Origin of the sequence: Streptomyces sp. LN549 (assembly GCF_043203805.1) — a bacterium.
In the GTDB taxonomy this organism is placed as follows: Bacteria; Actinomycetota; Actinomycetes; order Streptomycetales; family Streptomycetaceae; genus Streptomyces.
In genome coordinates this window covers 5342223-5367029 of record NZ_JAZHRI010000002.1, presented here as the reverse complement: position 1 = coordinate 5367029, position 24807 = coordinate 5342223, and the positions used below count along the sequence as shown (strand labels likewise).

Sequence of the window (24807 nt, the reverse complement as noted above, 5' to 3'; positions counted from 1 at the left end):
ACCGGAACGGCCTGAAGGAAACTCGCACATGCCCATGGACGTCGACGTCCAGACCCATGCCCGTACGCTCACGCTCCGCTCCCCGGACCACGTCCGGGTCGGCCCGTTCGTGATCCGCTACAACCCGAACTGGTCCCTGAAGTACGCCAATTACGCGATTCCCGACCAGGGCGCCGAGCCGACGCCCGCCGAACTCGACGCCCTGATCGCGGCCTTCCGCGAACGGGACCGGATGCCGCGCCTGGAGTTCCTGCCCACCTGGGCACCTGCGGTCGAACCCGCACTGCTGGCCGCCGGGTTCACCGCGGAGAACCGCGCCCCGCTCCTGGCCTGCGCCCCCGGCGGTCTGCTGCCGCCGAAGCCGGTGGACGGCCTGGTGATGGCGGAGCCCGCCACGGACGCGGAGTTCGAGGCCGCAGCCCTGGTCCAGCACCTGGGCTACGGCGGGACGGGTGAGCCCGAGGCCGGTACGGCCCAGTGGCTGCGCACCGCCGCCGCGGACGGCGGGGTCGCCGCCCTCGCGACCGTCGGGGGCACCCCGGCGGGCGCGGGCGGCTGCTCGGTCCCGGTCGACGGTCTCAGCGAGCTGGCGGGTCTCGCGGTCGCGGCGGACTTCCGCCGCCGAGGCATCGGGGCCGCGCTCTCCGTCCATCTGACGGAGACCGCGTTCGCGCGGGGCTGCCGGGTGGTCTGGCTGGAGCCGGGCGACGCCGATGTGGAGCGGATCTACGCCGCCATCGGCTACCGCCGGATCGGCGAGAAGCTGAACATCTCGCTCGACCCCGAACGCGAGGGCGTCTGACCGGCCGTCCGCGTCCGGCTCAGACCAGCCGTCGCGCCGTCGCCCAGCGGGTCAGCTCGTGCCGGTTGGAGAGCTGGAGCTTGCGCAGCACCGCCGAGACGTGCGACTCGACCGTCTTCACCGAGATGAACAGCTGCTTGGCGATCTCCTTGTACGCGTATCCGCGGGCGATCAGCCGCAGCACCTCGCGCTCGCGCTGGGTCAGCCGGTCGAGATCCTCGTCGACCGGCGGGGCGTCCGTCGAGGCGAAGGCGTCGAGGACGAAGCCGGCCAGCCGGGGCGAGAACACCGCGTCGCCGTCCTGGACCCGGAAGACCGAGTCGACGAGGTCGTCGCCGGTGATGGTCTTGGTGACATAGCCGCGGGCGCCGCCGCGGATGACGCCGATCACGTCCTCGGCGGCGTCCGAGACGGACAGCGCCAGGAAGCGCACCGGGTTCTCGACCGCGCCCATGAAGGGGGCGCAGCGGCGCAGCACCTCGACGCCGCCGCCCCCCGGGAGGTGGACGTCGAGGAGGACGACCTCGGGGCGGGTCGCCGTGATGACGGTGACCGCCTGGTCGACGTCGGCGGCCTCGCCGACGACCTCGACACCGGTCTCCTCGGTGCGGCCGATCTCGGCCTGTACTCCGGTGCGGAACATCCGGTGGTCGTCGACGAGCACGACTCGTACCCGGCGCTCCGGGCCCTCGTGGCCCCCGGTCGCCTCAGTGGTCCCGTTCATCGCTCGTCCTCTCCATCTCCAGCTCGACTTCCGTGCCCCCGCCGGGCACCGAACGCAGCCGTGCGGTACCGCCGTTGCGCTGCATCCGGCCGATGATTGATTCTCGTACGCCCATTCTGTCCCCCGGTACGGAATCCAGGTCGAATCCCGGACCCCGGTCGCGCACCGAGACGAAGACCGTGCGGCCCTCGACCTCCGCGTAGACCTGGACGGCGCCGCCCTCGCCACCGTACTTGGCGGCGTTGACCATCGCCTCGCGTGCGGCCTGCATCTGTGCGGCCAGCTTCTCGTCGAGCGGGCAGTCACCGACGACGACGACCTCCAGCGGGACGCCGTGCTTGTCCTCGACCTCGGCCGCGGCGCGTTTGACGGCCTCGGCCAGGGTCTCGGGCTCGTCGTCCTCGTCCTTGCCGGTGCCCTCGGGGTTGTAGAGCCAGTTGCGCAGTTCGCGTTCCTGGGCGCGGGCCAGCCTGCGGACCTCGCCCGCGTCATCGGCGTTGCGCTGGATCAGGGTGAGGGTGTGCAGCACCGAGTCGTGGACGTGGGCGGCGACCTCGGCTCGTTCCTGGGCCCTGATGCGCATCAGGCGTTCCTGGGAGAGGTCCTGGGTCATCCGGACGAGATAGGGGCCGGCCAGCAGGGCGATGCCGGTGAGCACGGCGATGGCCGCGGTGAGGACGTTGCCGAGCTGGGCGGCGGAGCCGCGCACGACCATGAAGCCGGCCAGACCCAGGCCGACCAGGGCGACGCCGGCCAGGCCGCGGGCCAGGTGCAGGACCCGGCGGCGGCTGCCGACCTCCATCCAGCGGGCGCGGCGGGCGTTGTCGGCCTGGCGCCACACCAGGACGGATCCGGCACCGATGAGCAGGGTGGGCCAGATGTAGCGGTCGGCCTTGCTGCCCATGTCGACGTTGCCGACGAAGATCAGGGCGCCGATGAACAGCGCGATGAGGGCGAAGACCTGACCCTTGTCCGGTTTGCGGAGTCTGCGGGTGCCGTCGGGAGCGGTCTCGAAGACGGACCGCGGGCCGTCCACGCCGCCGACGCCGAGCGGGACGACGATCCAGAACACCGCGTACAGGAGCGCACCGAGGCCGTCCGCGAAGAACAGCCCGAGGAAGACGAACCGCACCCAGGCGACCGGCAGCCCGAGGTGTCCGGCGAGACCGCGTGCGACTCCGCCGAGCAGCCGCCCGTCGGCGCTGCGGTACAGCTTGCGCTGGGGCGGCTCCTCCAGGTCGGGGGTGCGGGAGCTTGCGGCTCGGGACGTGGCGGCTGGCATGACCTGATCGTCACACGTCCGTGCGGGTGATGGCATCAGGGTCGGCCCCCACATCTACCCTGAGACCGGCGGAGAGCTGCGCGGGCCCCTCAGGGTCGGCCGGGCGGATATCAGGGACGGGCCAGGGTCGGCACGGGTGCCGGAAGGGGCCGGCGCCCGTCACCATGGAGCCATGACCGTTCCCCAGGATGCGCCGCCCGGCGTCGTACCGCCCCCCGGGCCCGTACCGCAGCTGCACCGCAGTTCGCGGCAGAAGGTGGTGGCCGGGGTCTGCGGCGGGCTCGGCCGGTACTGCAACGTGGATCCGGTGATCTTCCGGATCGTGCTCGGTGTCCTCTCCGTGACCGGCGGCCTCGGGCTGATCTTCTACGGCTTCGCGTGGCTGTTGATCCCGCTGGAGGGCGAGGAGGAGAACGAGGCGCGCCGGCTGCTGTCGGGCCGGGTCGAGGGGTCGTCGCTGATCGCGGTGTTGTGCGCGCTGATCGGCTGCGGGCTGTTCCTGTCCATGCTGGGCAACAGCGGCACACTGGCGTTCTCCGCGATGCTCTCGCTCGCCGTCATCGGCTTCACCGTCTGGACGCAGCACCGCAGGACGGCCGATCCGCAGGAGCGGACGCATCCGGCGGCCGAGCGGGCGGTTTCGGACGCGCCGCCCGAGGTGAAGGCACCCCCGACGCCGTCCGGCCCGTCCTGGTGGCGCGACCCGATCGTCAAGGACGGGACCACGGGGCCGGTCGGTGCGGGCTATCTGTGGGGACCGCCGGACACCGTGCTCGACGGCCGGGCGCAGGGCGCGCGCCGGGCGACGGCCGACGCCCCGTTCCGCCCGCCTCAGCGGTCGCGGGAGGCCCGGGGGCCGCGGTCGATCGGCGGTGCCGTCTTCGTCAACGCGATGATCGCGGGCGGTCTGGGCGCGGGCCTGAGCTGGGACTCGCACCCGCTCGGTACGAGTCTGCAGATCGGGCTGGCCGCAGCGCTCGCGGTCTTCGGGCTGGGGATGCTGATCAGCGCCTTCGCCGGCCGGACCGGTTTCGGCACGCTCCTGCTGGCGATGATCACGGCCGGCCTGCTCGCAGGTGCGTCCGCCCTGCCCAAGGACATCACCACCGACTGGGCACGCCAGGAGTGGCGGCCCGCGTCGGCCGCCGCGGTGCAGCCGCGGTACCAACTGGGCTCCGGGGAGGCGAAGCTGGACCTCACCCGGGTCGCCGTGCCCGTGGGTGACACGGTCAGGACCGAGGTGGGGCTCGGTGCGGGCCGGATCGTCGTGCGGGTACCGAAGTCGGTCACCGTGAAGGTGTACGCGCGGGCCGGACTCGGTGACATCGCGCTGCCGGCCGACCGCCGCCAGGGCGATGTGGACATCCGTCCCTCGCAGAACGAGCACCGGACGCTGCCGCCGGCCGAGGGCAGCAAGCCGGCCGGCACGGTCGAGCTCGATCTGGAAGTCGGCATCGGACAGGTGGAGGTCACCCGTGCTGCGTCATGAGTTCCGGCCCGGACGGGCCGTCGCGGGCCTGGTGATGCTGGCGCTGGCGGGCGGCTACGCGGCCGACGCGGCGGACCTGTGGAACGCCCCGTGGGTCTTCTTCGTCGCGCTCTTCGTGGGCGGCCTGTGGCTGGCCGCCACCGTGACCTGGATCGCCTACCGGATCCGCCGCCGCCGAGTCACGCGGAAGGCGTCCACGGAGAACGACGCGGCCCCGCCGAGCAGCAGCGGCAGCCAGGCCATGAGGTAGATCAGGTCGTTGCCGAGGTAGTACGGCGAGACCTGCCAGCTGACGGTGAGCCACAGACTGAGCGAGATCAGCGCCCCGCCGAGTGCCGCGATCCGGGTCCACAGGCCCAGCAGCGTGCCGATGCCGACGGCGAGCTCGCCGAAGGCGATGGCGTATCCGAAGCCGGACGGGCTCTTCAGCGCGAGGTCGACGAGGGCCGGGATCGCGGAGGAGTCGCGGACGGCGGTCATCTGCTCGCCGATCGATCCCGGTCCTGTGGCGTGGAAGAAGGCGCTGTCTGTCAGTTTGTCGAGCGCGGCGTAGATGAAGGTGACGCCGAGGAAGATCCGCAGAGGCAGCAGGGCATGCTCCCGTGCCAGCTCCCCCAGGCTCCTGGCCTCACCCAGACCGCGCCCGTTCGTGCCGTACCCGCGCATGGTTCTCCCGCCTTCCGCAGCCCCTGTCGCCGGACCGCCGGGTCCGCCCACAGAGCCGTTCGACCCTCGCCGGACCGTTCGGCCCGTCACCAGACCATACGTACGCCCCGAACGCCCGGCTCACCAGGTGTGCGGTCGGGTTCACCACGCGTCGGATACCACGGCCGTGCGGCCCGGGTCAGTCGGTCACATCGATCGCGACCCGGTTCGACTCCGCCCCGGACGCGGTCACCACCTGCACCTCGACCACCCCCGGCTCCACCTCCACCGGCACCGGCACGGTCAGCACGGTGTCGGTCGGGTTGGCGAAGCCGCCGGTGACCGGGACCATCGGGACGTGTACGTGGACGGGGCCGATCCGCACGACCATGCGGGCCAGCCGGTCCGGGGCCCCGGCGCCGGGCGGCACGAACCCCGCGCCGCGGATCTCGATGTCGTCGCCGGTACGGATCGGTGCGTCCAGGTCGCCCGCCTCACGGGCCCGGACCACCGACAGCACCACGGGCCGGCCGCCCTCGGTGTACTTCCCGGCGAAGTAGGTGGCCGCCGAGACGGCCACCAGCAGGGCGAGGCCCCACGGCAGATCGGGCAGCTGCTCGGGCCGGCGGGCGAGCCGGACCGCGGCGAAGACGACGGCGACGGTGCTCACCAGCACGTACTGCACATCGGTGAACCCGCCCCGACCGGAGTCGTCGGTGAGCAGGTCGGCGGCGCGCGGCCGGTCGGCCCGCAGCTTCTGCAGCCGCCCGGACAGCACCCGTACGCTCACCACCCGCCGGACGACCACCGCGATGGCGCACACCAGCGCCAGCACGGTCACCACCCCGGCGCCGCGCGCCAGGTCCAGGCCCTCGATCAGCGCGTCGCGCTGTGCGTGGCCGGAGGCGCCCGCCAGCTGGAGGGCGAGGACGAGGACGGAGAAGACGGCGAGCAGCACCCACGACGCGGCGACCGCACGGGAGGTGGAGAGCCGGTTGTCCTCGCCGATCAGCGGGGCGAGGAGGCCGCCGCGTGCCCGGTGGACGTGCGCGGCCGCGGTGAGCAGCCCCGCGGTGACGAGTCCGGCGACCAGGCCCGCGGTGCGGGCGTGGGTCCAGCCGGCCCCGATGGCCGTGGCGGCCTCGGCGACGGCCAGCACGGCGACGGCGCCCCAGACGATGACCAGGGTGCGCTGCCACACCCGGTACAGCCAGGCGTCACCGGCCTCGCGGCCCCGGTCGGCGACGGCGCGCGCGGACTGGGTCAGCTCGTCCGAGACCCACTGCCGGGTCGCGGAGGGGGACTGGGCGACCCCGGCGGGAAGCCCCTGCCCTGCGGCGAGCTCGTCCCGCTTGGCCAGGAAGGCGGCGACCGCGCGCCGGTGTCCCTGGCGCGCTCCGTGGGGGCAGTCGCCACACGTACAGCCACCGCCGTGCGTGCCTTGTCTCGCCTCGTCCAACGCCACGGAGAACGCCGCCCTTTCCCACCCCGGTACAGCCGTTGATCAATCCAACTCGGCTGTGATTGCTGCGAATTGTGCCGTACGGGGCGGGAGGTTCCCGCATCGGGGCACACCGGGCGGGCGGGATCGTCAGAATGTTCGAGAAATCCGGCGCCACAGCGGCTGGTAGTTGATCCAGGCGACCAGGTCGCTGCCGAGCTGTTCGCGGGTGGTGACCGCGTCCCGGTGCTCGATCAGCACGGGCTTCCCGGCCGCCCGCGCGGCCAGCTGGACCTGGCAGGACCGCTCCAGCGCGAGGAACCACCAGGCGGCCGCGTCCACCGAGTCGCCCACGGTCAGCAGCCCGTGGTTGCGCAGCACGATGGCCTTGCGGGGCCCGAGCGCGGCCGCGATCCGCCGCCCCTCCTCCTCGTCCACGACGACCCCGGTGTACGCGTCGTAGAGCGCGTGGTCCTCGTAGAAGGCACAGGCCTCCTGGGTGATCGGATCGACGAGCTCCCCCAGCGCGGCCAGCGCCCTGCCGTGCACGGAGTGGGTGTGCGCTACCGCGACGACGTCGGGGCGGGCCCGGTGCACCTGTGCGTGGACGGCGAACGCGGCCTGGTTGACGTGCCGGCTCCCCTCGACGACCTGGCCCTCACCGTTGACCAGGATCAGCTCGTCCGGCCGCAGCCCGTCGAAGGGGGCGCCGAAGGGGTTGACCCAGTAGCAGTCGCCGAACTCCGGGTCGCGTGCCGTGATGTGTCCGGAGACGCCGTCCTCGTACCCGTACTCCCCGAACAGGCGCAGCGCCCCGGCCAGGCGTTCCTTGCGATGGGCTCGCTCCTCCTCCACGGAGGTGTGGACGGGCGGCATGGCGAAGTGGAGCTGGTCCACGGGTACGGGTGTGGGCTCGGGCATGGCGACTCCTCGGGTGCTCCCGGGCGTACGGGATCAGGCGTACGGGATCGGAAGTTACCGCCGGTCGCCGCAGGTGACCAGAGGTATCGGCCATCGATTCGGGCCGGGAACGCGGCGATGCCGCCGCCCGTGGGAACGGACGGCGGCATCGCCGCGGAAGCCAAGTGGGAGGACTACTCCCACTCGATGGTCCCCGGCGGCTTGCTCGTCACGTCGAGCACGACGCGGTTGACGTCGGCGACCTCGTTGGTGATGCGGGTGGAGATCTTGGCGAGGGTCTCGTACGGCAGTCGCGACCAGTCCGCCGTCATGGCGTCCTCGGAGGAGACCGGGCGCAGCACGATCGGGTGACCGTAGGTGCGGCCGTCACCCTGGACGCCGACGCTGCGGACGTCCGCGAGCAGGACCACCGGGCACTGCCAGATGTCACGGTCCAGGCCGGCCGCCGTCAGCTCCTCGCGGGCGATGGCGTCGGCCTCGCGGAGCAGGTCGAGCCGCTCCTTGGTGACCTCGCCGACGATCCGGATGCCGAGGCCGGGGCCGGGGAAGGGCTGGCGCTGGACGATCTCCTCCGGCAGGCCGAGCTCCTGGCCGACCATCCGGACCTCGTCCTTGAACAGCTGGCGCAGCGGCTCGACGAGCTGGAACTCGATGTCGTCGGGGAGCCCGCCCACGTTGTGGTGGGACTTGATGTTGGCGGTGCCGGTGCCGCCGCCGGACTCGACGACGTCCGGGTAGAGCGTGCCCTGGACGAGGAAGGCGACCTCGGGGCCGTCCTCCTGGAGGATCTCCAGCTGGGCCTGCTCGAAGACGCGGATGAACTCGCGTCCGATGATCTTCCGCTTCTGCTCCGGGTCGGACACGCCGGCCAGGGCGTCGAGGAAGCGCTTCTCCGCGTCGACGACCTTCAGCTTCGCCCCGGTCGCGGCGACGAAGTCCTTCTCGACCTGTGCGGTCTCGCCCTTGCGCATCAGACCGTGGTCGACGTACACGCAGGTCAGCTGGGAGCCGATGGCCTTCTGAACGAGGGCCGCGGCGACCGCCGAGTCCACTCCGCCGGACAGGCCGCAGATGGCGCGCTTGGTGCCGACCTGCTCGCGGATCAGGGCGATCTGCTCCTCGACGACGTTGGTGGTCGTCCAGTTCGGCTCGATGCCGGCGCCGCGGTAGAGGAAGTGCTCCAGGACCTGCTGGCCGTGCGTGGAGTGCAGGACCTCGGGGTGGTACTGGACGCCGTAGAGCTTCTTCTCGTCGTTCTCGAAGGCGGCGACCGGGACGACGTCCGTGGACGCGGTGACGGTGAAGCCCTCGGGGGCGGCGGAGCAGGCGTCGCCGTGCGACATCCACACCGACTGCTCGTCCGGCGTGCCCTCGAAGAGGGTGGAGCCGGACTTGGACACGGTGAGCGCGGTGCGGCCGTACTCCCGGGCACCGTTGTCGTCGACGGTGCCGCCGAGCGTGGTGGCCATCAGCTGGAAGCCGTAGCACATGCCGAAGACGGGGACCCCGGCCTCGAACAGTGCGCGGTCGAGCGAGGGCGCGCCCTCGGCGTACACCGAGGAGGGTCCGCCGGACAGGATGATCGCCCGGGGGTTCCTGGCCAGCATCTCGGCCACCGGCATCGTGGACGGCACGATCTCGCTGTAGACCCGGGCCTCACGGACGCGTCGGGCGATGAGCTGGGCGTACTGCGCGCCGAAGTCGACAACGAGGACCACGTCGGTGGTGGTGTCGGGGGCGGCGGGGGGTGCTGCTGGCACGGGGCGGCCTTCCGGCGGTGGAGAGGGGGTCGGTACTTCCGATTCTACCGGCGGCCGGGGGCAACCCTCGTCGCACCGGGGCCGAGGGTGCGGACACGCGGCCGTCTCACCATCCGGGCCGGGCGTTGGCCCGGGCCCGGCACCGGGTCCATACTGTCGTCATGCGTCAGCACACGATCTTCGTCTTTACCTATGGCACCCGGCCCGCCGGCTGCCATGGTCGTGCTGCTTGAGCAACTGACAAGCAACGTTCCAGGCGCCCCGGGCCGACAGGCCCGGGGCGTTCTGGCGTTCCGGGCCCGGTCGGCCCCGGGGAGCCCCAATCAACCGGGAGACCCGACATGAGCAGCACCGCGACCGCCAAGCCCGCCCCCGCCAGGACCGCCACCGAGGTGACCGGCGCGCACACCGACGAGGCCGCGTCCCTGATCGCGGACGCCCGCGGGCGCATCGACGCCCTCGACGACCGGATCATCGGCCTCGTCCAGGAACGGATGGCGGTCTCCACGGTCATCCAGGAGGCCCGGATCACCTCCGGCGGCCGCCGGGTCAGCCTCTCCCGCGAGATGGAGATCCTGGGCCAGTACCGGGACGCGCTGGGCAAGCCCGGCACCTCCCTCGCGATGACCCTGCTGGAGCTGTGCCGCGGCCGCGTGTGACACACCGCAGGTCAGGCGCCCCAAGGGCGGACAGGGCTGTACGGGCGTATCCCAGTTCGGGCGGACTCTCACCCGTACGGCGCGTGACCGGGCCCCGCACGGCTTCGTTGGTCCCGGTGTCCGTGCCAGCCAGGGGCGGCTTTGGAAGAAGAAACCACGCGTGGCTCCGCCGGGGCGTGTGGCGTACTGCATGTACGCCGTGGGACCGCGCACCGGCGTGCGTGACCGGTCGGCAGGGGACAGCAGCCCGGTCACTCGGAGGGACCGCTCGCCGGTCTCTCCACGAACGGCCGGCTCCGGGGACGCCCGGAGCCGGCCGTTCTCCGTCCGGAACACCAGCCCTCGGGGGGCAGGTGTCCGGACCGGGTTTCAGCGGGTCACGCGACGACGGCGGGACACCGTGAAGAGGACACCGCCCACGGCCAGGGCGACAAGAGCCGCGCCGCCCGTCATCAGCGCGACGGAGCCGGTGGAGGCGAGCCCGCCCCCGGTGCCACCGCCGGCGGAACCGCCGCCGGTGGCCGTGCCGGTCGAGGACGAGCCGGCCGAACCGCCGGAGTCACCAGCCGTGCCGCCGCTGTCCGAGGAGCCCCCGGTGGAACCGCCGGTGGCGGCCGTTCCGCCCGAGCCCGAGGTGGCTCCGCCGGTGGTGGCGCCGGCGGTGCCCGGGCCCGAGTCCTTGCCGTTCAGCACCAGGGACGCGGTGTTGTTGGCGGGCTTCGGGTCGAAGGGCAGGCCGGGGGCGGCGAGGTGGGTGTTGCGGACCAGCACCTTGCCGGACGCCCCCGCGACCACCTTGTCGATCTTCAGCTTGAAGGGAAGGGCGAAGTCGGCGTCCTCGCGGACGGACATCGGCGTGGAGCAGAAGTAGCGCGGGGCGGCCTTCTGGTTCTCGCGGTACTCACCGTCCGCGGTCACACCGCGGCAGGACGCGGGCTTGCCGACGACCGTGGCGCCCTGGGGCACGGTGATGTCCACCGTGGCGACGTCCTCGCCGGAGCGGATGTACCCGATCCAGGCCGGCCCCCGGTTACGGAATCCGACCGTCACGTCGACCGAGTCGCCCGCGGCGCCCTCGGCCCGCGCCCCGTACGCCGCGAAGTCGGCGCTGTTGGTGGTCTGGAAGTCGACGTCCTGCTGGTTGTCGCCCGGCTCCAGGTCCGCCGAGCGCGTCGTCGGGGCCTTGCGAAGGGTCAGCGTGGTGCCCTCGCCGGAGCTGTACCGCGCACCGGCCCGCTCCGCGGCGCGGGCGGCCGAGCCGTCCTCCGTGATGCTGTAGAGGAACGAGTCGTAGAACGCGCGCGTGGTGGCCTTGATGGTGGGCGGCTCGGCCAGCGTGTACGTGGCGCCCGGCTCGTAGCTGCCGTCGAAGGAGCACAACGCGGTGGTCCAGGCGCCGGGGCTGCCCATGCCCAGCTCGGCCTCGCTGTACTCGCAGTTCTCGTACCGCTCGGTGAACGCCATGCCGCGGGTGTGCCGCAGGGTGAGCAGCACGCCCTCGGCCGCGCGGGTGCCGTTGTTGGTGAAGGTGACGGGCACCGGCTGGCTGTCGCCGGGCTTGAGCTTCGTCTTGAACGGGAGCCTCTTCATCGACAGGTCGGGGCCGCCGATGCCGACGTGGGCGGAGAACGACGTGAATGTCGCCCCGTCCGCTTCCGCGGTGACCTCGATGGGCCCCGTGTCCCCGTCCTTGCTGCCCTTGGCCGCGGTCACATCGAGCTCGGCGACGGTGCTCAGACCGGGATAGACGCCCCAGTCGTGGCAGACGGCGGTCGTCCCGGTGATGGTGCAGTCGGCGTCGCCGCTGCCTTCACGGTTGAAGGAAACATCCGCGACACCGGCGATCCCGCTGAGGTCGAAGCGGACGGTGTACTCCTCGCCGAAGGACCCGTTCTCCTCGTCCTCGGACGGGTTGTTGACCGTGAAGTCCAGGGTCGCCTTCTGCGGAGCGCCCGTGGCCGGATACGGGTGCAGCGCGGTCTCGGCGGGGCCGCCGAGGGTGAACTCGGGGACCGCGGCCTGCGCCGGCGTGTTCAGGGCGAGAGCGCCGGCGGCCAGCAGGCCGACAGCGGCGAAACCTCCGGTGACGCGACGGAGAGTTGCTCTCGGGGTCGTGCTTCTCATCTCGGGCCCTTGGGGTCGTCGGGAGCTGTGTGACCGCTGTGACAGCGAGACAGCGACATGGGTACGACCAGGGGCGTGCGGGAATAGTTGCGCGCGTTCGGATCACGAATCGGGCACGTCGCAGGGCGTGATCGAGCTCACACCGGAATGTCGTCGTCCCGAGGGCAACCATCAGGACGTATTGCAGGTCATTCATGCGGAACCACCGGTCACATCCGTAACGCGGCTTCACCGGTAGAGCGTGAGGGGCTGCACTCGGAGGGGGGTGCAGCCCCTTCTGCTGTCCGGACCGGTCCGCCCGGTCCGCCCCTACTCCGCCTTCGTGGTCTTCTTCGGCGGCACCGCCGGCATTCCCAGGAACGGCAGCCTCAGCGCGCCGAACGCCTCCTTCGGGACGGCCGGCGCCTGCGGCTCGACCGCCGACAGCCGTTCGTACGCCTCACCCTGCGCCGGGCGCAGGTCCCGCTCGCCCTTGTTGGGCCAGAAGGACATGGCCCGCTCCGCCTGGGCGGTGATCGTCAGCGACGGGTTGACGCCGAGGTTGGCGGAGACCGCGGAACCGTCGACGACGGAGATGCCCGGGTGGCCGAACAGCCGGTGGTACGGGTCGATGACCCCCTCCTCGGCACTCGCGCCGATCGGGCAGCCGCCGAGGAAGTGCGCGGTGAGCGGGGTGCCCATCAGCTCGCCGATGTTGGATCCCGCGAAGCCGTTGATCTCGGCGGCGAGCAGCGTCGCGCTCTGCGTCGCCTCGGCGATCTGGGTCGGGTTGGGTGCGCCGTGGCCCTGGCGGGCGGTGAGCAGCCCCTTCCCGATGCCGCGGGGCTTGCGGTACGCGGTCAGGGAGTTGTCCAGCGACTGCATGACGAGCCCGATGATGGTCCGCTCCGACCAGCGCCGGTTGGAGAGCGAGCGCGCGGCGACCGTCGGGTGCTTGACCACGTTGCCGAGCCAGCCCAGCACCCGGTGGGTGCCGTAGGGGACCTGGAGGATCGTCATCCCGCCCATCGCGTTGGATCCCTTGCCGTAGCGGACCGGTTCGATGTGGGTGTTCTCGTCGGGGTGGATCGACGAGGTGATGGCGACGCCCTTGGTGAAGTCGGCCTTGGTGCCGTGCTTCTTGCGGTAGCGGCGGTCGGATGTCTGCGCGCCGACGAGCCCTTCGGAGTTGGTCCGGGTCAGCTCGCCGAGCCGGTCCGAGAGCCGGGGCAGCAGCCCCTGGTCCTTCATGGTGTGCAGCAGGGTCTGGGTGCCGTACGTGCCCGCCGCGATGACCACCTTGCGGGCCCGCAGCAGTGTGGGCCTGCCCTTCTTCCGGCGGTCGGTCGGCACGGTGGAGACGTGGTACCCGCCGTCCGGGTCGTCCGTGACCGCGACGACGGACGTCATCGGGTGGATGACCGCTCCGGCCTTCTCGGCGAGGTGGAGGTAGTTCTCGTTGAGGGTGTTCTTCGCACCGTGCCGGCAGCCGGTCATGCACTCGCCGCACTCGGTGCAGGCCTTGCGGGCCGGGCCGGCGCCGCCGAAGTACGGGTCGGCGACCGTGCCGCCGGGCTTCGCCGTCGCCGTGCCGTCGGCGTCCTTGCCGTCGCCGAAGAAGACGCCGACGGGCGCGAGATGGAAGGTGTCGCCGACGCCCATGACCTCGGCGGTCGCCTTCAGATGGACGTCCGAGGGCGTCATCGTCGGGTTGAGCCGTACCCCGAGCATGCGCGTGGCCTGGTCGTAGTACGGCTTGAGCTCGTCCTGCCAGTCGGTGATGTGCGCCCACTGCCGGTCCTCGAAGAACGGCGTCGGGGGCACGTACAGCGTGTTGGCGTAGTTGAGCGAGCCGCCGCCGACCCCGGCACCGGCCAGCACCATCACCTTGCCGAGCAGGTGCACGCGCTGGATGCCGAAGAGGCCGAGAGCGGGGGCCCAGAGGTAGTTCTTCAGGTCCCAGGAGTTCTTGGGCAAGGTGCCGGGCGTGAAGCGCCGGCCCGCCTCCAGCACACCGACCCGGTACCCCTTCTCGGTCAGCCGCAGCGCCGACACCGCGCCGCCGAAGCCCGAACCGACGATCAGGACGTCGTAGTCGTACGCGGCGTCGTCATCGGCTGCTTCCGGGTCCACGGACTGATTCCGGGCAGGGCTGACCTGGGACATGGCTCTCCTCGGTGCGGTACGAGAAACCTGGGCGGGAAGGGGACGGACGGGACGGTCAGCGCAGGCGGAAGGCCTTCATCGCCTTGAGGCTGCGGCTCATGAAGGCCGCGTACTTCGCGTCGTCCATCCCGAAGGACGGGGCGAGCGGGATCAGCCGCTGCTGGGCGACGGTCTGGGCCTCGGTGTACTTGAGGATGCCCTCGGAGCCGTGGCGGCGGCCGAGGCCGGATTCCTTCATGCCGCCCATCGGGGACTGCACGCTGCCGTACGCGGGGGCGTAGCCCTCGTTGATGTTCACCGTGCCGGTCCGCAGCCGGGCGGCGACCTGGTGGCCGCGCCTGCCGTCCTTGGTCCAGACGCTCGAGTTGAGGCCGTACGGGGTGGCGTTGGCCAGGGCGACGACCTCGTCCTCGTCGCTGAAGCGGTAGATGGAGACGACCGGTCCGAAGGTCTCCTCGCTGCAGACGGCCATCGGGGCCTCGACGCCGTCGAGGATGGTCGGCTCGTAGAACAGCGGGCCGATGTCGGGTCGGGCGACGCCGCCGGCGACGAGCTTGGCGCCCTTCTCGACGGCCTCGGCGACGTGCCGGCTGACGGTCTCCAGCTGGCGCTCGCCGACGAGCGAGCCCATGTCGGCGCCGTACGCGAGGGAGTTGCCGAGCCGCATCGCCTTCGTACGGGCGGCGAACCGCGCCACGAAGTCGTCGGCGACGGACTCGTGGACGTACAGCCGCTCGATGGAGATGCAGAGCTGGCCGGCGGAGGAGAAGCAGGCGCGGACGGCGCCGGCGGCGGCCTTCTCCACGTCGGCGTCCTTCAGGACCAGCATCGCGTTCTTGCCGCCGAGCTCCAGCGAGACGCCGACGAGCCGGGCCGCGGCGCTCTGGGCGACCTCGCGGCCGGTGCGGGTGGAGCCGGTGAACGAGACGTAGTCGGCGTGCTTGACGACCTCGGGGCCGACCACGGGGCCGTCTCCGAGCACGACCTGGAAGACCTCGGCCGGCAGCCCGGCCTCGATGAGCAGGTCACGGGCCCACAGCGCGGTCAGCGCGGTCTCCGTGTCCGGCTTCATCACCACTGCGTTGCCGGCGACGAACGCGGGCAGCGCGTCGCCGACGGACAGCTCGAACGGGTAGTTCCACGGCGCGATCTGGCCGACGACGCCGCGCGGCTGGCGCAGCTCGGTGACCTTGGTGAGGGTCGGCACGACACCGGTGTGCCGCTTCGGCTTCAGGTAGGCGCCTGCCCTGCGGCCGTAGTGCCGGGCGGCGACGGCGACCGCGAGCACCTCCTCGTGGGCGTGCAGCCGGGCCTTGCCGGTCTCCAGCTGGATGAGGTCGAGGACCTCCGACTGGCGGTCGATGACGAGGTCGTGGAAGCGCAGCAGCACGGCGGCCCTGGCCCGGACCGGTGTCGCGGCCCAGGCGGGCTGGGCGGCACGGGCCCGCTCGTAGGCGGTCGCCACGTCCTCGGGGGTGGACTCGGGCAGGTCGGCCAGCTTCTCGCCGGTGAAGGGGGTGTGGTTGGCCGTACGGCCGGAGCCGACGACGCCGCGGGTCAGCTGGGCGATCACCTCGGGCGTCACGACATCGGCGGCCGTGCGCACGCCCGCGGGCACGGCGGCCACCGGGTTGGTGCCGACAGCTGCGGCGGAGGTGGACGTGGAGGCCTGCGAGTCCGTCATGAGGGCGAGAGTACGTCGAGCCGGATGCTTTGGGTACCCGTGGGTAACAGCTTTTCACAGTCCCCACAACAGCCCCTGCCACCGCCCGCCAATCCAGCCAGTGATCACTGGCTGGATAACCGCTGATCAGGGGCTACCTTCCGCTCCCCCGCTCAGGAGGAGTGAATCTTGAGCCGCTCCGCCGGCCGCTCGAAAAACTCCTGCGCGTCCCGTTGGATCAGTCGGTGTCGGCCGGCGCGCGCCAGCTGCGCAGCATCGTGTTGAACCGGTCCCTGGTGATGTCCCAGTCGTCCGCCGGCCCCGTCATGTACAGCGCGTACTCCGGGCCGCCCTCCTTCGCGTAGTACATCTGGTCGATGGCGTGCCGCGGTCCGGCGCCGTCCTTCTCGGTCCAGGTGAACTCCCAGATGGATCCGGGGCAGTCGCGGTAGACGTTGCTGTTCATCTCCACGCTCCGGTAGTCCGGCAGCCGCTCGCGCAGGCTCGTCTCCAGGTTCTGCATGTGCGTGTACGAGTCCTCGAAGTCGGGCGCCGGGTCGACGCTGACGCGGAGGTAGTGCACACCGTCGTCCGGGGTGTAGTCGATGTTGGTGCCGTCCACCCGTCGCTCCCAGCCGATCGGCATGAGGATGCTGAACCCGGAGGGATCCTCCACCCGCCGCCAGCCGTCCGGCACGCCCTCCTTCGCCGGGTCCGGCGAGGGCGTCGGGGTGGGAGTGGGCGTGGCGGTGACCGGCCCCGGCGACCGGGTGCCGTGGGATGCCGTGCCGCCGCTCCCGGTGTCCGCGTCATTGCGGTTCGCGTACAGCATCGCGGCGATGCCCGCGCCGCCGCCCACCAGTGCCGCCAGGGCGATGACCACGACCGTCGTACGCCACCGGCCGCGGCTGCGCCGGGTGACCGGCGCGGAGCCGGGGGCCACAGCGGGCCCGGGGTAGGGCAGTTGGGCCGTGCCACCGTGCGGTGTCCCGCCGCCGGAGGTGCCGCCGTCGGCACCCATGGAACGCAGCACCTCCTCGGGGACCCGCTGCGTGGGGACGTACGCCTGGGCCGACCGGGGCTCTCGCCCCTCCATGGCCTCCAGCAGCATCCGTTCCGTCTCCGCGGCCGACGGCCGGTCCTCGGGTTCCTTGCGGAGCAGCGCCGTGATGACGGGGGCGAGCGCCCCGGCCCTGGCGGGTACCGGCGGGTCCTCGGTGACGACGGCCTGCATCGTGGATATCGGGGAGGTGCGGCGGAACGGCGAGCGCCCCTCGACCGCGGTGTACAGCGTCGCGCCCAGCGACCACAGGTCGGAGGCGGGACCCGGGTCGCCGCCGCGGACCCGCTCGGGTGCCAGGTAGTCGATGGAACCGACCAGTTCACCGGTCCTGGTGATGGTCGAGTCGCCCTCTATCGCCGCGATCCCGAAGTCGGTCAGCAGCACCCGGCCGTCCCGCGCGAGCAGGACGTTGCCCGGCTTCACATCACGGTGCAGCACCCCGGCGGCGTGTGCCGCGCGCAGGGCGCCCAGCACATGGAGCCCGATCCGGGCGGCCTCGCGCGGCTCGATCTCGCCGGACTCCTTGGCCTGGTCGGCAAGTGACGGTCCGTCGACGTACTGCATGACGATCCACGGCCGGTTGTCGTACTCGATCACGTCATGGACGGTGACCACGCCGGGGTGCGTGATGCGGGCGGCGGCGCGGGCCTCCTTCTGGGTGCGTGCGTGCAGCACGACCCGGTCCGCCTCGGCGACGTACAGCCCGGCGGTCAGTTCCTTGACGGCGACGGTGCGGTGCAGCACCTCGTCATGGGCGCGCCAGACCTTGCCCATGCCGCCGCGTCCCAGGACTTCGCCGAGCCGGTACCTCCCGGCCAGCACCAGTCCCGCTTCCGTGCCCTGTGATCGATCCACGTGTCCCCGCCCCGTTCCTTCGGATGACAGGTTACGGAGCGGAAGTACGGCCACGGAACCTCGCACCGCTCACGAGACCGCACTGTGATGCTTGTCGCTCCGCCGGACCGCACGCCGTCGAAGCGCTTGTCTTCACTGTGTCACGCGATAGGAGACGCTGGCCTGTTGGTAGATCTCGGTCACCTTGTCGCGCTGGTCCTCCGGGCCGATGACCTGGAGGATGTGGTAGCGGCCCTCGACGACCATCACGAGGTTGCGGACGTAGACCTCGCGGCCGCCGGCGTCCCGCCAGGTGAACTGGCCCTCCGCCATGGCCTGCCGGCCGACGTCGATCCGGCGCAGACCGCTCGCCGACGCCCAGCTGGAGTCGCGGAACGGCTTCAACTCCGGTTCCTTGTCGCGCTGGTAGTCGAGCGGGTCGGCGCCGTTGGCCTTCACGGTGTCGCGGCCGGGGACGACGACGAGGCTGAATCCGTCGCTCCCGTAACGGATCTGACGGTCCGCGTTGGCCGGGCTGCGCTGCCAGCCCTTGGGCGTCCCGACCTCGAAGCCCTCGGCGTCCTTGCGCAGGGTGTAGCCGGGTGCGAGCGCGACGGCGGAGCGGCTGGTCTGCGGCTGCTGTGCGCCGGAGGAGCGCGAAGGTGACGGCTCCCCGGAGTCCTGGGAGCCGGGCTCGGGCGCTCCGGACGCGGTACGGGAGGGGCCGGCGCCGGCCCCGGACTCCGTACCGGACTTGGGCATGAACATCACCGCGTACGCGACCGCCGCGGCCAGGACCAGCAGGATCAGGACGAGCAGCAGCCGGCCGAGCCGGCGCGGCGCGTGCCTTCCCTCCTGCTGCGGGCGGGGCGGGGTGCGCAACGCCTTCGGGCCCTTCGGCTCGCGCGGCGGCTTGGGGTTCCTGGGCTCGCGCGGCTGAAGCGTGGCCCGCTCCGCGGGTTCCAGCCGTTCCTTGGTGTGACGGTGCCGGCCGTGCGCCGCCCCGCCGCGTCGGCCGCGGCGCTTGCGGACGAGCTCACCGCGGCGGCGCACGACGGGCAGCCGGGTGGCGTCGGGGGACGGCAGCGTCACGACGTCGAGACCGGCCTCCGGCTCGGGTGCCGACCGCACGAGGGAGCGCAGCCAGCCGCGCAGCTCCTCGAAGTCCGGGCGCTCGGTGGGGTCCTGCCGCAGCAGCGACTCGACGACGGGCCGCAGCGGCCCGCACTCCTCGGCGAAGGCGGGCGGTTCGCCGCAGACCATCTGGACGAGTTCGGCGGCGTTCTCCTCCGGATACGGGGCGTGGCCCTGTACGGCGCGGTAGAGCAGGGCACCCAGCGCCCAGAGGTCGGTGGAGGGACCGATGGGCGGTGCCAGCTGCCAGTTCTCGTGGACCGGCCCGGCCTGCTCGGGCGCCCAGCGCTCGGTGACCGCGCCGACGACGGCGATCCGGGCCTGCCGGGCCCGCTCGGCCGCGAGAGTGGTGGCGGGGCCTCGGTACGCGGGCTGGTCACTGCTTCCGGCGACGATCTCGTCCCAGCGGCCCGGGGCGGTCTCGCGGGTGGTGGCGGGCAGTTGCGGGCGTACGGCCGGGGTGGCGCCCTGACGCCGGGAGTCGGCGCGCAGGGCGTCCTCGCTGGAGCCCCCGGCGGGCACCGGGCGCCCGCGGCCGGGGCCGTCGTCCCAGGAACCGGTCAGGTGGAGCCGCCGGGGCGGTGCCTGGCCGTCACCGCCGTCACCGCCGTCACCGCCGTCGAAGTCACCGCTGCCGAAGCCGTCGCCCTCGTCGTCGTACGGATCCTCGTCGTCGTAGAGGTCCTGGGCGTCGTACCCGGCCGGGATGCCGGGCCGGGTGAGGGGCGGCTGCGGGTGGGCGGGCCGCGGGGCGGGAAGGATGCCGGTGTCCTGCGCCTCGTCCGTACCGGCCCGGCGCTCCTCCTCGCTGACCCGGGCGGCTGCGCGGGCGCCCGCACGGTATGCGGCGATGGCACCCGCTCGCGCGGCCCGCGCCTGCGCGCTTCCCGCCTCGGAAGCGGGGACGGGCACGGTGGCGGGCGGTGCGGGCGGCGGCCGGCGCACGGACTCCAGCTCGCCGGCTCCGTAGGACTGCACCGGAGCACCCCCGGGCCCCGACTCGATGGCCGCGGGCCCGCGGGAGCCGGGCACCTCGGGAGGACCGTACGGATCGGTACCGCCCGGCTCCGCCCCTGACAGGCCGTACGGATCGGCACCCTCGGGCTCGGCCGCGGGTGGGGCGTACGGGCCCGTGGGCCCCGACTCGATCGCGGGGGCGCCGTAGCCGCCCTCGCCGTCGTCGTCGGTGCGCGGCACCGGAACGTACCCGCAGAGCGCCTCCTCCGCCGCCCCGGCCGCCAGGCCGGTCAGCACGACGCGTCCGTCGTCGCAGATGAGCACCGTGCGCACGGTGATGTTGCGGTGTGTCCAGCCGTGGGCGTGCAGGACGCGCAGCGCGGTCAGGACGTCGGAGCCGATCTCGGCGGCCCGGTACGGATTGAGCGGGTGTTCCGCGAGCAGGGCCGCAAGCGGCCGGGCCGCGACCAGTTCGCTCACGATCCAGAGCGAACCGGCCTCGGCGAACACGTCGAAGACCTGGTCCAGGCGCGGGTGGTCGGGCACCTGGGCCGCCGCCTGGGCGGCCTCGATGGCACGCCGGACCGCCGGATCGGTGGACCTGCGCACCGTGCGCCCGCTCGTCCGCCGCGCCGCCCTGGGCAGCCCGTCCGCGTCGAGCACCTCGGCGTCCACGACCTCGGGCAACGGCACCTGACGGACCAGTACCTCCTGGCCGCTGTAGGTGTCGAACGCCCGGGTCTCGACCAGTTCGTACTCATCGGACGGGGGCAGCGGAAGGCGGTAGCGGTCGGCGAGTACCCGACCCGCATAGTCGTCCACGACGCCTCCCCAGAGCGCGCTGTCCCCCGGTCACACAGACCGCACGAAACCGTCAATTGCGGTCACTTGCTGTGCAATTGGCTTGCGGCTTCGGCTGCGTACGGTCTTCGGGCTCTCACAATACGTGGCATGAGGCGGCCGCGCGGCAGGGTCGGCGCAACCCGGCCGCACAGCTTCCCTCAGTCGAGCGGCTTGAACGTGTCGAACGCCGTCCTGCGCAGCGTCCGGCACTCCTTGCTGTCCCACTCGTCGGCCTTGCAGCTGATCATGATCGCGTATCCGTGCCCGCCGTCGACCTTGAAGCCCCGGTTGATCACCCGGACCCGCTGCCCCTGCTGCGTACGCTCGAACTGCCAGTCGGCGACGGTCGGGTAGCCGTTGTACTGGACCTCGTTTATCGCGAGGTGGTGGTAGCCGTTGCTGGTGGCCGCGACGGCGGCCCTGGCGGCTCTCCATGCCGCGGCGGCGTCGCCGCCGGGCGAGTCGGTGTAGTCGACCTGAATCCGGGGAAAGCCGCCGCTGACGTTGTAGATGGCGCCGGAGTTGGCGCCTGCGGTCTTGTCGAAGCGGAAGTTCTCGGGCATCGCCATGGAGAAGTGGAACTGCTTGTTCTCGACCGCCCGGAATCCGGCGGGCACGGCGTCGTCCGGCTTCTCGTCCTTTGCGTCGCCCGAGCCCTTGCCCGAGTCGTCGCCCTCGCCCTGGCCGGCGCTGTCCTTCGCGCCCTCGTCCTTGCCCTGCTCCTTGCCGCTGCCCTGTTCCGTGTCGGTGGAGCCACCGGAGCCACCGGAGCCGCTGCCGGCGGAGGATCCGGCCGAGGCGGACGTGCCGTCCTTGCCCTTGCCCGCGTTGTCGGAGCCCTTGTCGTCCCCGCCGAGCGTGAGCGCGAGGACCGCGCCGAGCACGGCGAGCACGATGACGGCCGCGATGATCGCCAGCGTGCGGCGCGGCACCACGTCCGTGAGGGACGCGCGGGGCGCAGTGACCGGCGAGGTGGCCGGACGCGGCGGCGGTACGGCTCCCGACGGGGAGGCCGTGGCCGTCGCGGGAGCCGCGCTCGGCCGGGCCGGGACGGAGGCCGCTGCGGCAGCACCGGCGCCGGCGGCCGCGGCGGGTGCCGCCTTCGCGTTCCGCACGGAGCGCAGCGCCCCGCGCAGCCGGTCGCGGGCGCCTTCGCCCGTCTCACCGGACTTCCGCGCCGCCGTGGGCGGGGCGTCGGCCACGTTCTTGGGGAGCGCCATCACCTGGGTGGCATCGGCCGGCGGCGGCACCGGGAGCTCCGGCTTCTCCGAGGCGTTGATGACGTCGTTGAGCAGGGCGCGCGCGCCCGCGTCGTCGAGCCGCTGCTCGGGGTCCCGGGCGAGCAGCCCGTAGATGACCTCCTCCAGCGGGCCCGCGTTCTTCGGCGGGTCCAGCGGTTCGGTCATCACGGCGGTCAGGGTCGCGATCGCGGACCCCTTGTCGTACGGCGGGCAGCCCTCCACGCTCGCGTACAGCAGTCCGCCGAGCGACCACAGGTCGGCCGGCGGTCCCGGCTTGTGCCCGCGGGCCCGTTCAGGCGAGATGTACGAGGGGGCGCCGACGAGCATGCCGGTGGAGGTGACCGACGGGTCGCCCTCGACCTGGGCGATCCCGAAGTCGGTCAGCACGACCCGGCCGTCCTCGGAGATCAGCACGTTGGACGGCTTCACGTCGCGGTGCAGGATGCCCTCGCGGTGCGCCGAGCGCAGCACGTCGAGGATGGCGAGGCCTACCTCGGCCGCCCGCTTCGGTGTCAGGACGCCGTCCTCGCGCACCGCCTCGGCCAGCGACTTGCCCTCGATGAGTTCCATGACGATCCACGGCCGGTCGTCCTCGTCGACCACGTCGTAGACCGTGACCGCGCCGTTGTTGCGGATCCGGGCGATCGCCTTGGCCTCGCGCAGCGTGCGCGTGATGAGCCGACGCTTCTCGTCGTCGTCGATCGCCGAGGGGAACCGCAGTTCCTTGACCGCGACCGTGCGGCCCAGCGTCTCGTCGACCGCGCGGTGGACCGTGCCCATTCCGCCCCGGCCGAGCACCTCTCCGAGCCGGTACCGCCCCGCGAGAAGACGTCCGTCCTTGTCCCGTTGGGGCCCCCGTGCCTGCTCCGCCTCCGACATGCGTCCCCTCTGCGATCAACCCGCCCTGGCAGAGCGTTCATTGTCCCTCACCCCGGGACCGGTCCTGGTGCCGGGTCCGGGGACCGTCACGATGCGGCCGGAGGAAGGGACTTCCTGCCGGGCCCGTACCCGCGGCGCTGCCGCGCCACGGCCGCTCGCCCCACTGTTCCCTGCCCAGGGAACCACATCTCACCCAGGCACCCCCCTGCCTACCACGGCCCGTCGTCCAGAGCGATGCTCCGAACCGCCGCATTCCCCGCCCGCCCCGACGTACCGCCCCGACGGCCTGCCCCGGGTCGCCATCGCCACCTTCGAACCCACGCCGTGCGCACCGGAGTTCCGGCGCCCCACGCCCCTGCCCCGCCCGGCGGAGGCGACCGGCGGGCGGGGCGGCAGGCGGACAGGCGGGAGGGCGGGAGGGAATGCGGCAAGTGACCGGCGGACCTCCACGATCCCGGCAACAGGCCCTAAATGGGCACGATGTCCGGCGCTCCCAGCCGCGCCGCGTCCGCAGTCAGGTCGTCGGGCTGCCGCTGCGACTCCCGTTCCGCCTCCACCCGCTTCTCGTAGTGCGCGACCTCGCGATCGATCCGGCCCTGGTCCCAGCCGAGCACCCGCGCCATCAGCTCCGCGCACAGCCGTGCGGAGCGCGTGCCCCGGTCGAAGGTCTCGATGGAGATCCGGGTGCGCCGGGTCAGTACGTCGTCGAGGTGGCGGGCCCCCTCGTGCGAGGCCGCGTACACGATCTCGGCCTTCAGGTAGTCGTCGGCGGACGGCAGCGGTTCGCCCATCACCGGGTCGGCGACGATCAGCTCCAGGATCTCCTCGGTCATGGAGCCGTACCGGTTCAGCAGGTGCTCCACCCGGGCGACGTGGAGGCCGGTGCGGGCGGCGATCCTGGCCCGTGCGTTCCACAGGGCGCGGTAGCCCTCGGCTCCCAGCAGCGGGATCTCCTCCGTGACGCACTCCGCGACCCGCTGGTCGAGACCGTGCACCGCCTCGTCGACGGCGTCCTTGGCCATCACCCGGTAGGTCGTGTACTTCCCGCCCGCGACGACGACGAGGCCCGGCAGCGGGTGTGCCACCGTGTGCTCGCGCGACAGCTTGCTGGTCGCGTCCGACTCGCCGGCCAGCAGCGGCCGCAGGCCCGCGTAGACGCCCTCGACGTCGTCCCTGGTCAGCGGGGTGGCCAGGACCGAGTTGACGTGTTCGAGCAGATAGTCGATGTCCGCGCTGGACGCCGCCGGATGCGCCTTGTCGAGGTCCCAGTCGGTGTCCGTCGTGCCGACGATCCAGTGCCTTCCCCACGGGATGACGAAGAGGACCGACTTCTCGGTGCGCAGGATCAGGCCCGTGGAGGAGTGGATGCGGTCCTTCGGGACGACCAGGTGGATGCCCTTGGACGCCCGTACGTGGAACTGGCCGCGCTCGCCGATCAGCGCCTGCGTGTCATCCGTCCAGACGCCGGTGGCATTGACCACCTGTTTGGCCCTGACCTCGTACTCACCGCCCGCCTCGACGTCCTCCACCCGGGCGCCGACGACGCGCTCGCCCTCCCGGAGGAAGCCGATCACCCGCGCCCTGTTCGCCACCTGAGCGCCGTACCCGGCGGCGGTGCGCACCAGCGTCGCCACATAGCGGGCGTCGTCCATCTGGGCGTCGTAGTACTGCAGGGCCCCCACCAGGGCGTCCCGCTTCAGCGCCGGCGCGACCCGCAGGGCCTGGCTGCGGGAGAGGTGCCGGTGCACGGGCAGTCCGCGGCCGTGCCCGGACGACACCGACATCGCGTCGTACAGCGCGACGCCCGAACCGGCGTACAGCCGCTCCCAGCCCTTGTGCTGCAACGGGTAGAGGAACGGCACCGGCTTCACCAGGTGCGGAGCGAGGCGCTCCAGGAGCAGCCCGCGCTCCTTCAGCGCCTCACGGACGAGCGCGAAGTCGAGCATCTCCAGATAGCGCAGCCCACCGTGAATCAGCTTGCTCGACCTGCTCGACGTGCCGGACGCCCAGTCCCGGGCCTCGACCAGCCCGGTCGAGAGCCCTCTCGTCACCGCGTCCAGCGCCGTCCCGGCGCCGACCACGCCCGCCCCCACGACCAGCACGTCCAGTTCGCGCTCGGCCATCGCGGCGAGCGCCTCGACGCGCTCCGCGGGTCCCAGTGTCGCTGTCCTCACTGCTGCCTCCCGGTAGATCGGGGTGGT

Annotated in this window: 17 protein-coding genes; 4 read left to right on the top strand and 13 right to left on the bottom strand. The window is 72.4% G+C overall.

Annotated elements, in window-relative coordinates; all coding sequences use genetic code 11:
• The first annotated feature begins 28 nt into the window (after positions 1-28).
• Entirely contained in the window at positions 29-802 is a 774-nt protein-coding gene (locus tag SH922_RS24480; protein WP_393059991.1) for a GNAT family N-acetyltransferase, read from the top strand.
• A 19-nt stretch (positions 803-821) separates the two neighbouring features.
• On the opposite strand, the gene SH922_RS24475 is transcribed toward SH922_RS24480, so the two are convergent.
• Both SH922_RS24475 and SH922_RS24470 read right to left on the bottom strand, forming a co-directional pair.
• Complete coding sequence (locus SH922_RS24475) at positions 822-1526, bottom strand: LuxR C-terminal-related transcriptional regulator (RefSeq protein WP_393059990.1); 705 nt, start codon at positions 1524-1526, stop codon at positions 822-824.
• Complete coding sequence (locus tag SH922_RS24470) at positions 1510-2808, bottom strand: PspC domain-containing protein (RefSeq protein ID WP_393059989.1); 1299 nt, start codon at positions 2806-2808, stop codon at positions 1510-1512. Before SH922_RS24470 ends, SH922_RS24475 begins: the two co-directional genes overlap by 17 nt.
• A 172-nt stretch (positions 2809-2980) precedes the next feature.
• Here SH922_RS24470 and SH922_RS24465 point away from each other — a divergent pair, with 172 nt between their 5' ends.
• Together SH922_RS24465 and SH922_RS24460 are read left to right on the top strand one after the other, a co-directional pair.
• Entirely contained in the window at positions 2981-4297 is a 1317-nt protein-coding gene (locus tag SH922_RS24465) for a PspC domain-containing protein (RefSeq protein WP_393059988.1), read from the top strand.
• Entirely contained in the window at positions 4284-4547 is a 264-nt protein-coding gene (locus SH922_RS24460) for a hypothetical protein (RefSeq protein ID WP_393059987.1), read from the top strand. Before SH922_RS24465 ends, SH922_RS24460 begins: the two co-directional genes overlap by 14 nt.
• Here the strand turns inward: SH922_RS24460 and SH922_RS24455 are convergent.
• From SH922_RS24455 to guaA, 4 genes are all read right to left on the bottom strand, one after another.
• Positions 4454-4963: a DoxX family protein gene (locus SH922_RS24455; RefSeq protein WP_393059986.1), complete on the bottom strand. Its 510-nt coding sequence runs from the start codon at positions 4961-4963 to the stop codon at positions 4454-4456. The genes SH922_RS24460 and SH922_RS24455 overlap by 94 nt on opposite strands.
• A gap of 178 nt (positions 4964-5141) precedes the next feature.
• A complete protein-coding gene (locus SH922_RS24450) occupies positions 5142-6407 on the bottom strand; it encodes a hypothetical protein (RefSeq protein WP_393059985.1) in 1266 nt (421 codons plus the stop codon).
• A 126-nt stretch (positions 6408-6533) separates the two neighbouring features.
• Complete coding sequence (locus SH922_RS24445; RefSeq protein WP_393059984.1) at positions 6534-7304, bottom strand: class II aldolase/adducin family protein; 771 nt, start codon at positions 7302-7304, stop codon at positions 6534-6536.
• Positions 7305-7477: 173 nt separating this feature from the next.
• Entirely contained in the window at positions 7478-9064 is a 1587-nt protein-coding gene (gene guaA / locus SH922_RS24440; protein WP_393059983.1) for a glutamine-hydrolyzing GMP synthase, read from the bottom strand.
• 341 nt (positions 9065-9405) lie between these two features.
• Between guaA and SH922_RS24435 the strand changes: the two genes are divergently transcribed.
• Complete coding sequence (locus SH922_RS24435) at positions 9406-9723, top strand: chorismate mutase (RefSeq protein WP_393059982.1); 318 nt, start codon at positions 9406-9408, stop codon at positions 9721-9723.
• 369 nt (positions 9724-10092) lie between these two features.
• Here the strand turns inward: SH922_RS24435 and SH922_RS24430 are convergent, their stop codons facing one another.
• The 7 genes from SH922_RS24430 to SH922_RS24400 form a co-directional block, all read right to left on the bottom strand.
• Positions 10093-11847: a peptidase gene (locus tag SH922_RS24430; protein WP_393059981.1), complete on the bottom strand. Its 1755-nt coding sequence runs from the start codon at positions 11845-11847 to the stop codon at positions 10093-10095.
• Between the two features lie 309 nt (positions 11848-12156).
• Entirely contained in the window at positions 12157-13992 is a 1836-nt protein-coding gene (locus SH922_RS24425) for a GMC oxidoreductase (protein WP_393059980.1), read from the bottom strand.
• A 55-nt stretch (positions 13993-14047) separates the two neighbouring features.
• Entirely contained in the window at positions 14048-15676 is a 1629-nt protein-coding gene (locus tag SH922_RS24420; protein ID WP_393059979.1) for a succinic semialdehyde dehydrogenase, read from the bottom strand.
• Positions 15677-15893: 217 nt separating this feature from the next.
• The gene (locus SH922_RS24415) at positions 15894-17573 is read right to left on the bottom strand and encodes a serine/threonine-protein kinase (protein WP_393059978.1); all 1680 of its coding nucleotides are present in this window, start codon (positions 17571-17573) and stop codon (positions 15894-15896) included.
• A 132-nt stretch (positions 17574-17705) separates the two neighbouring features.
• Entirely contained in the window at positions 17706-20465 is a 2760-nt protein-coding gene (locus tag SH922_RS24410) for a protein kinase (protein WP_393059977.1), read from the bottom strand.
• A 179-nt stretch (positions 20466-20644) separates the two neighbouring features.
• Positions 20645-22606 carry a protein kinase gene (locus SH922_RS24405; protein WP_393059976.1) on the bottom strand — a complete coding sequence of 654 codons (1962 nt, stop codon included), beginning with the start codon at positions 22604-22606 and terminating at the stop codon, positions 20645-20647.
• 467 nt (positions 22607-23073) lie between these two features.
• The gene (locus SH922_RS24400) at positions 23074-24780 is read right to left on the bottom strand and encodes a glycerol-3-phosphate dehydrogenase/oxidase (RefSeq protein WP_393059975.1); all 1707 of its coding nucleotides are present in this window, start codon (positions 24778-24780) and stop codon (positions 23074-23076) included.
• Positions 24781-24807 lie beyond the last annotated feature (27 nt).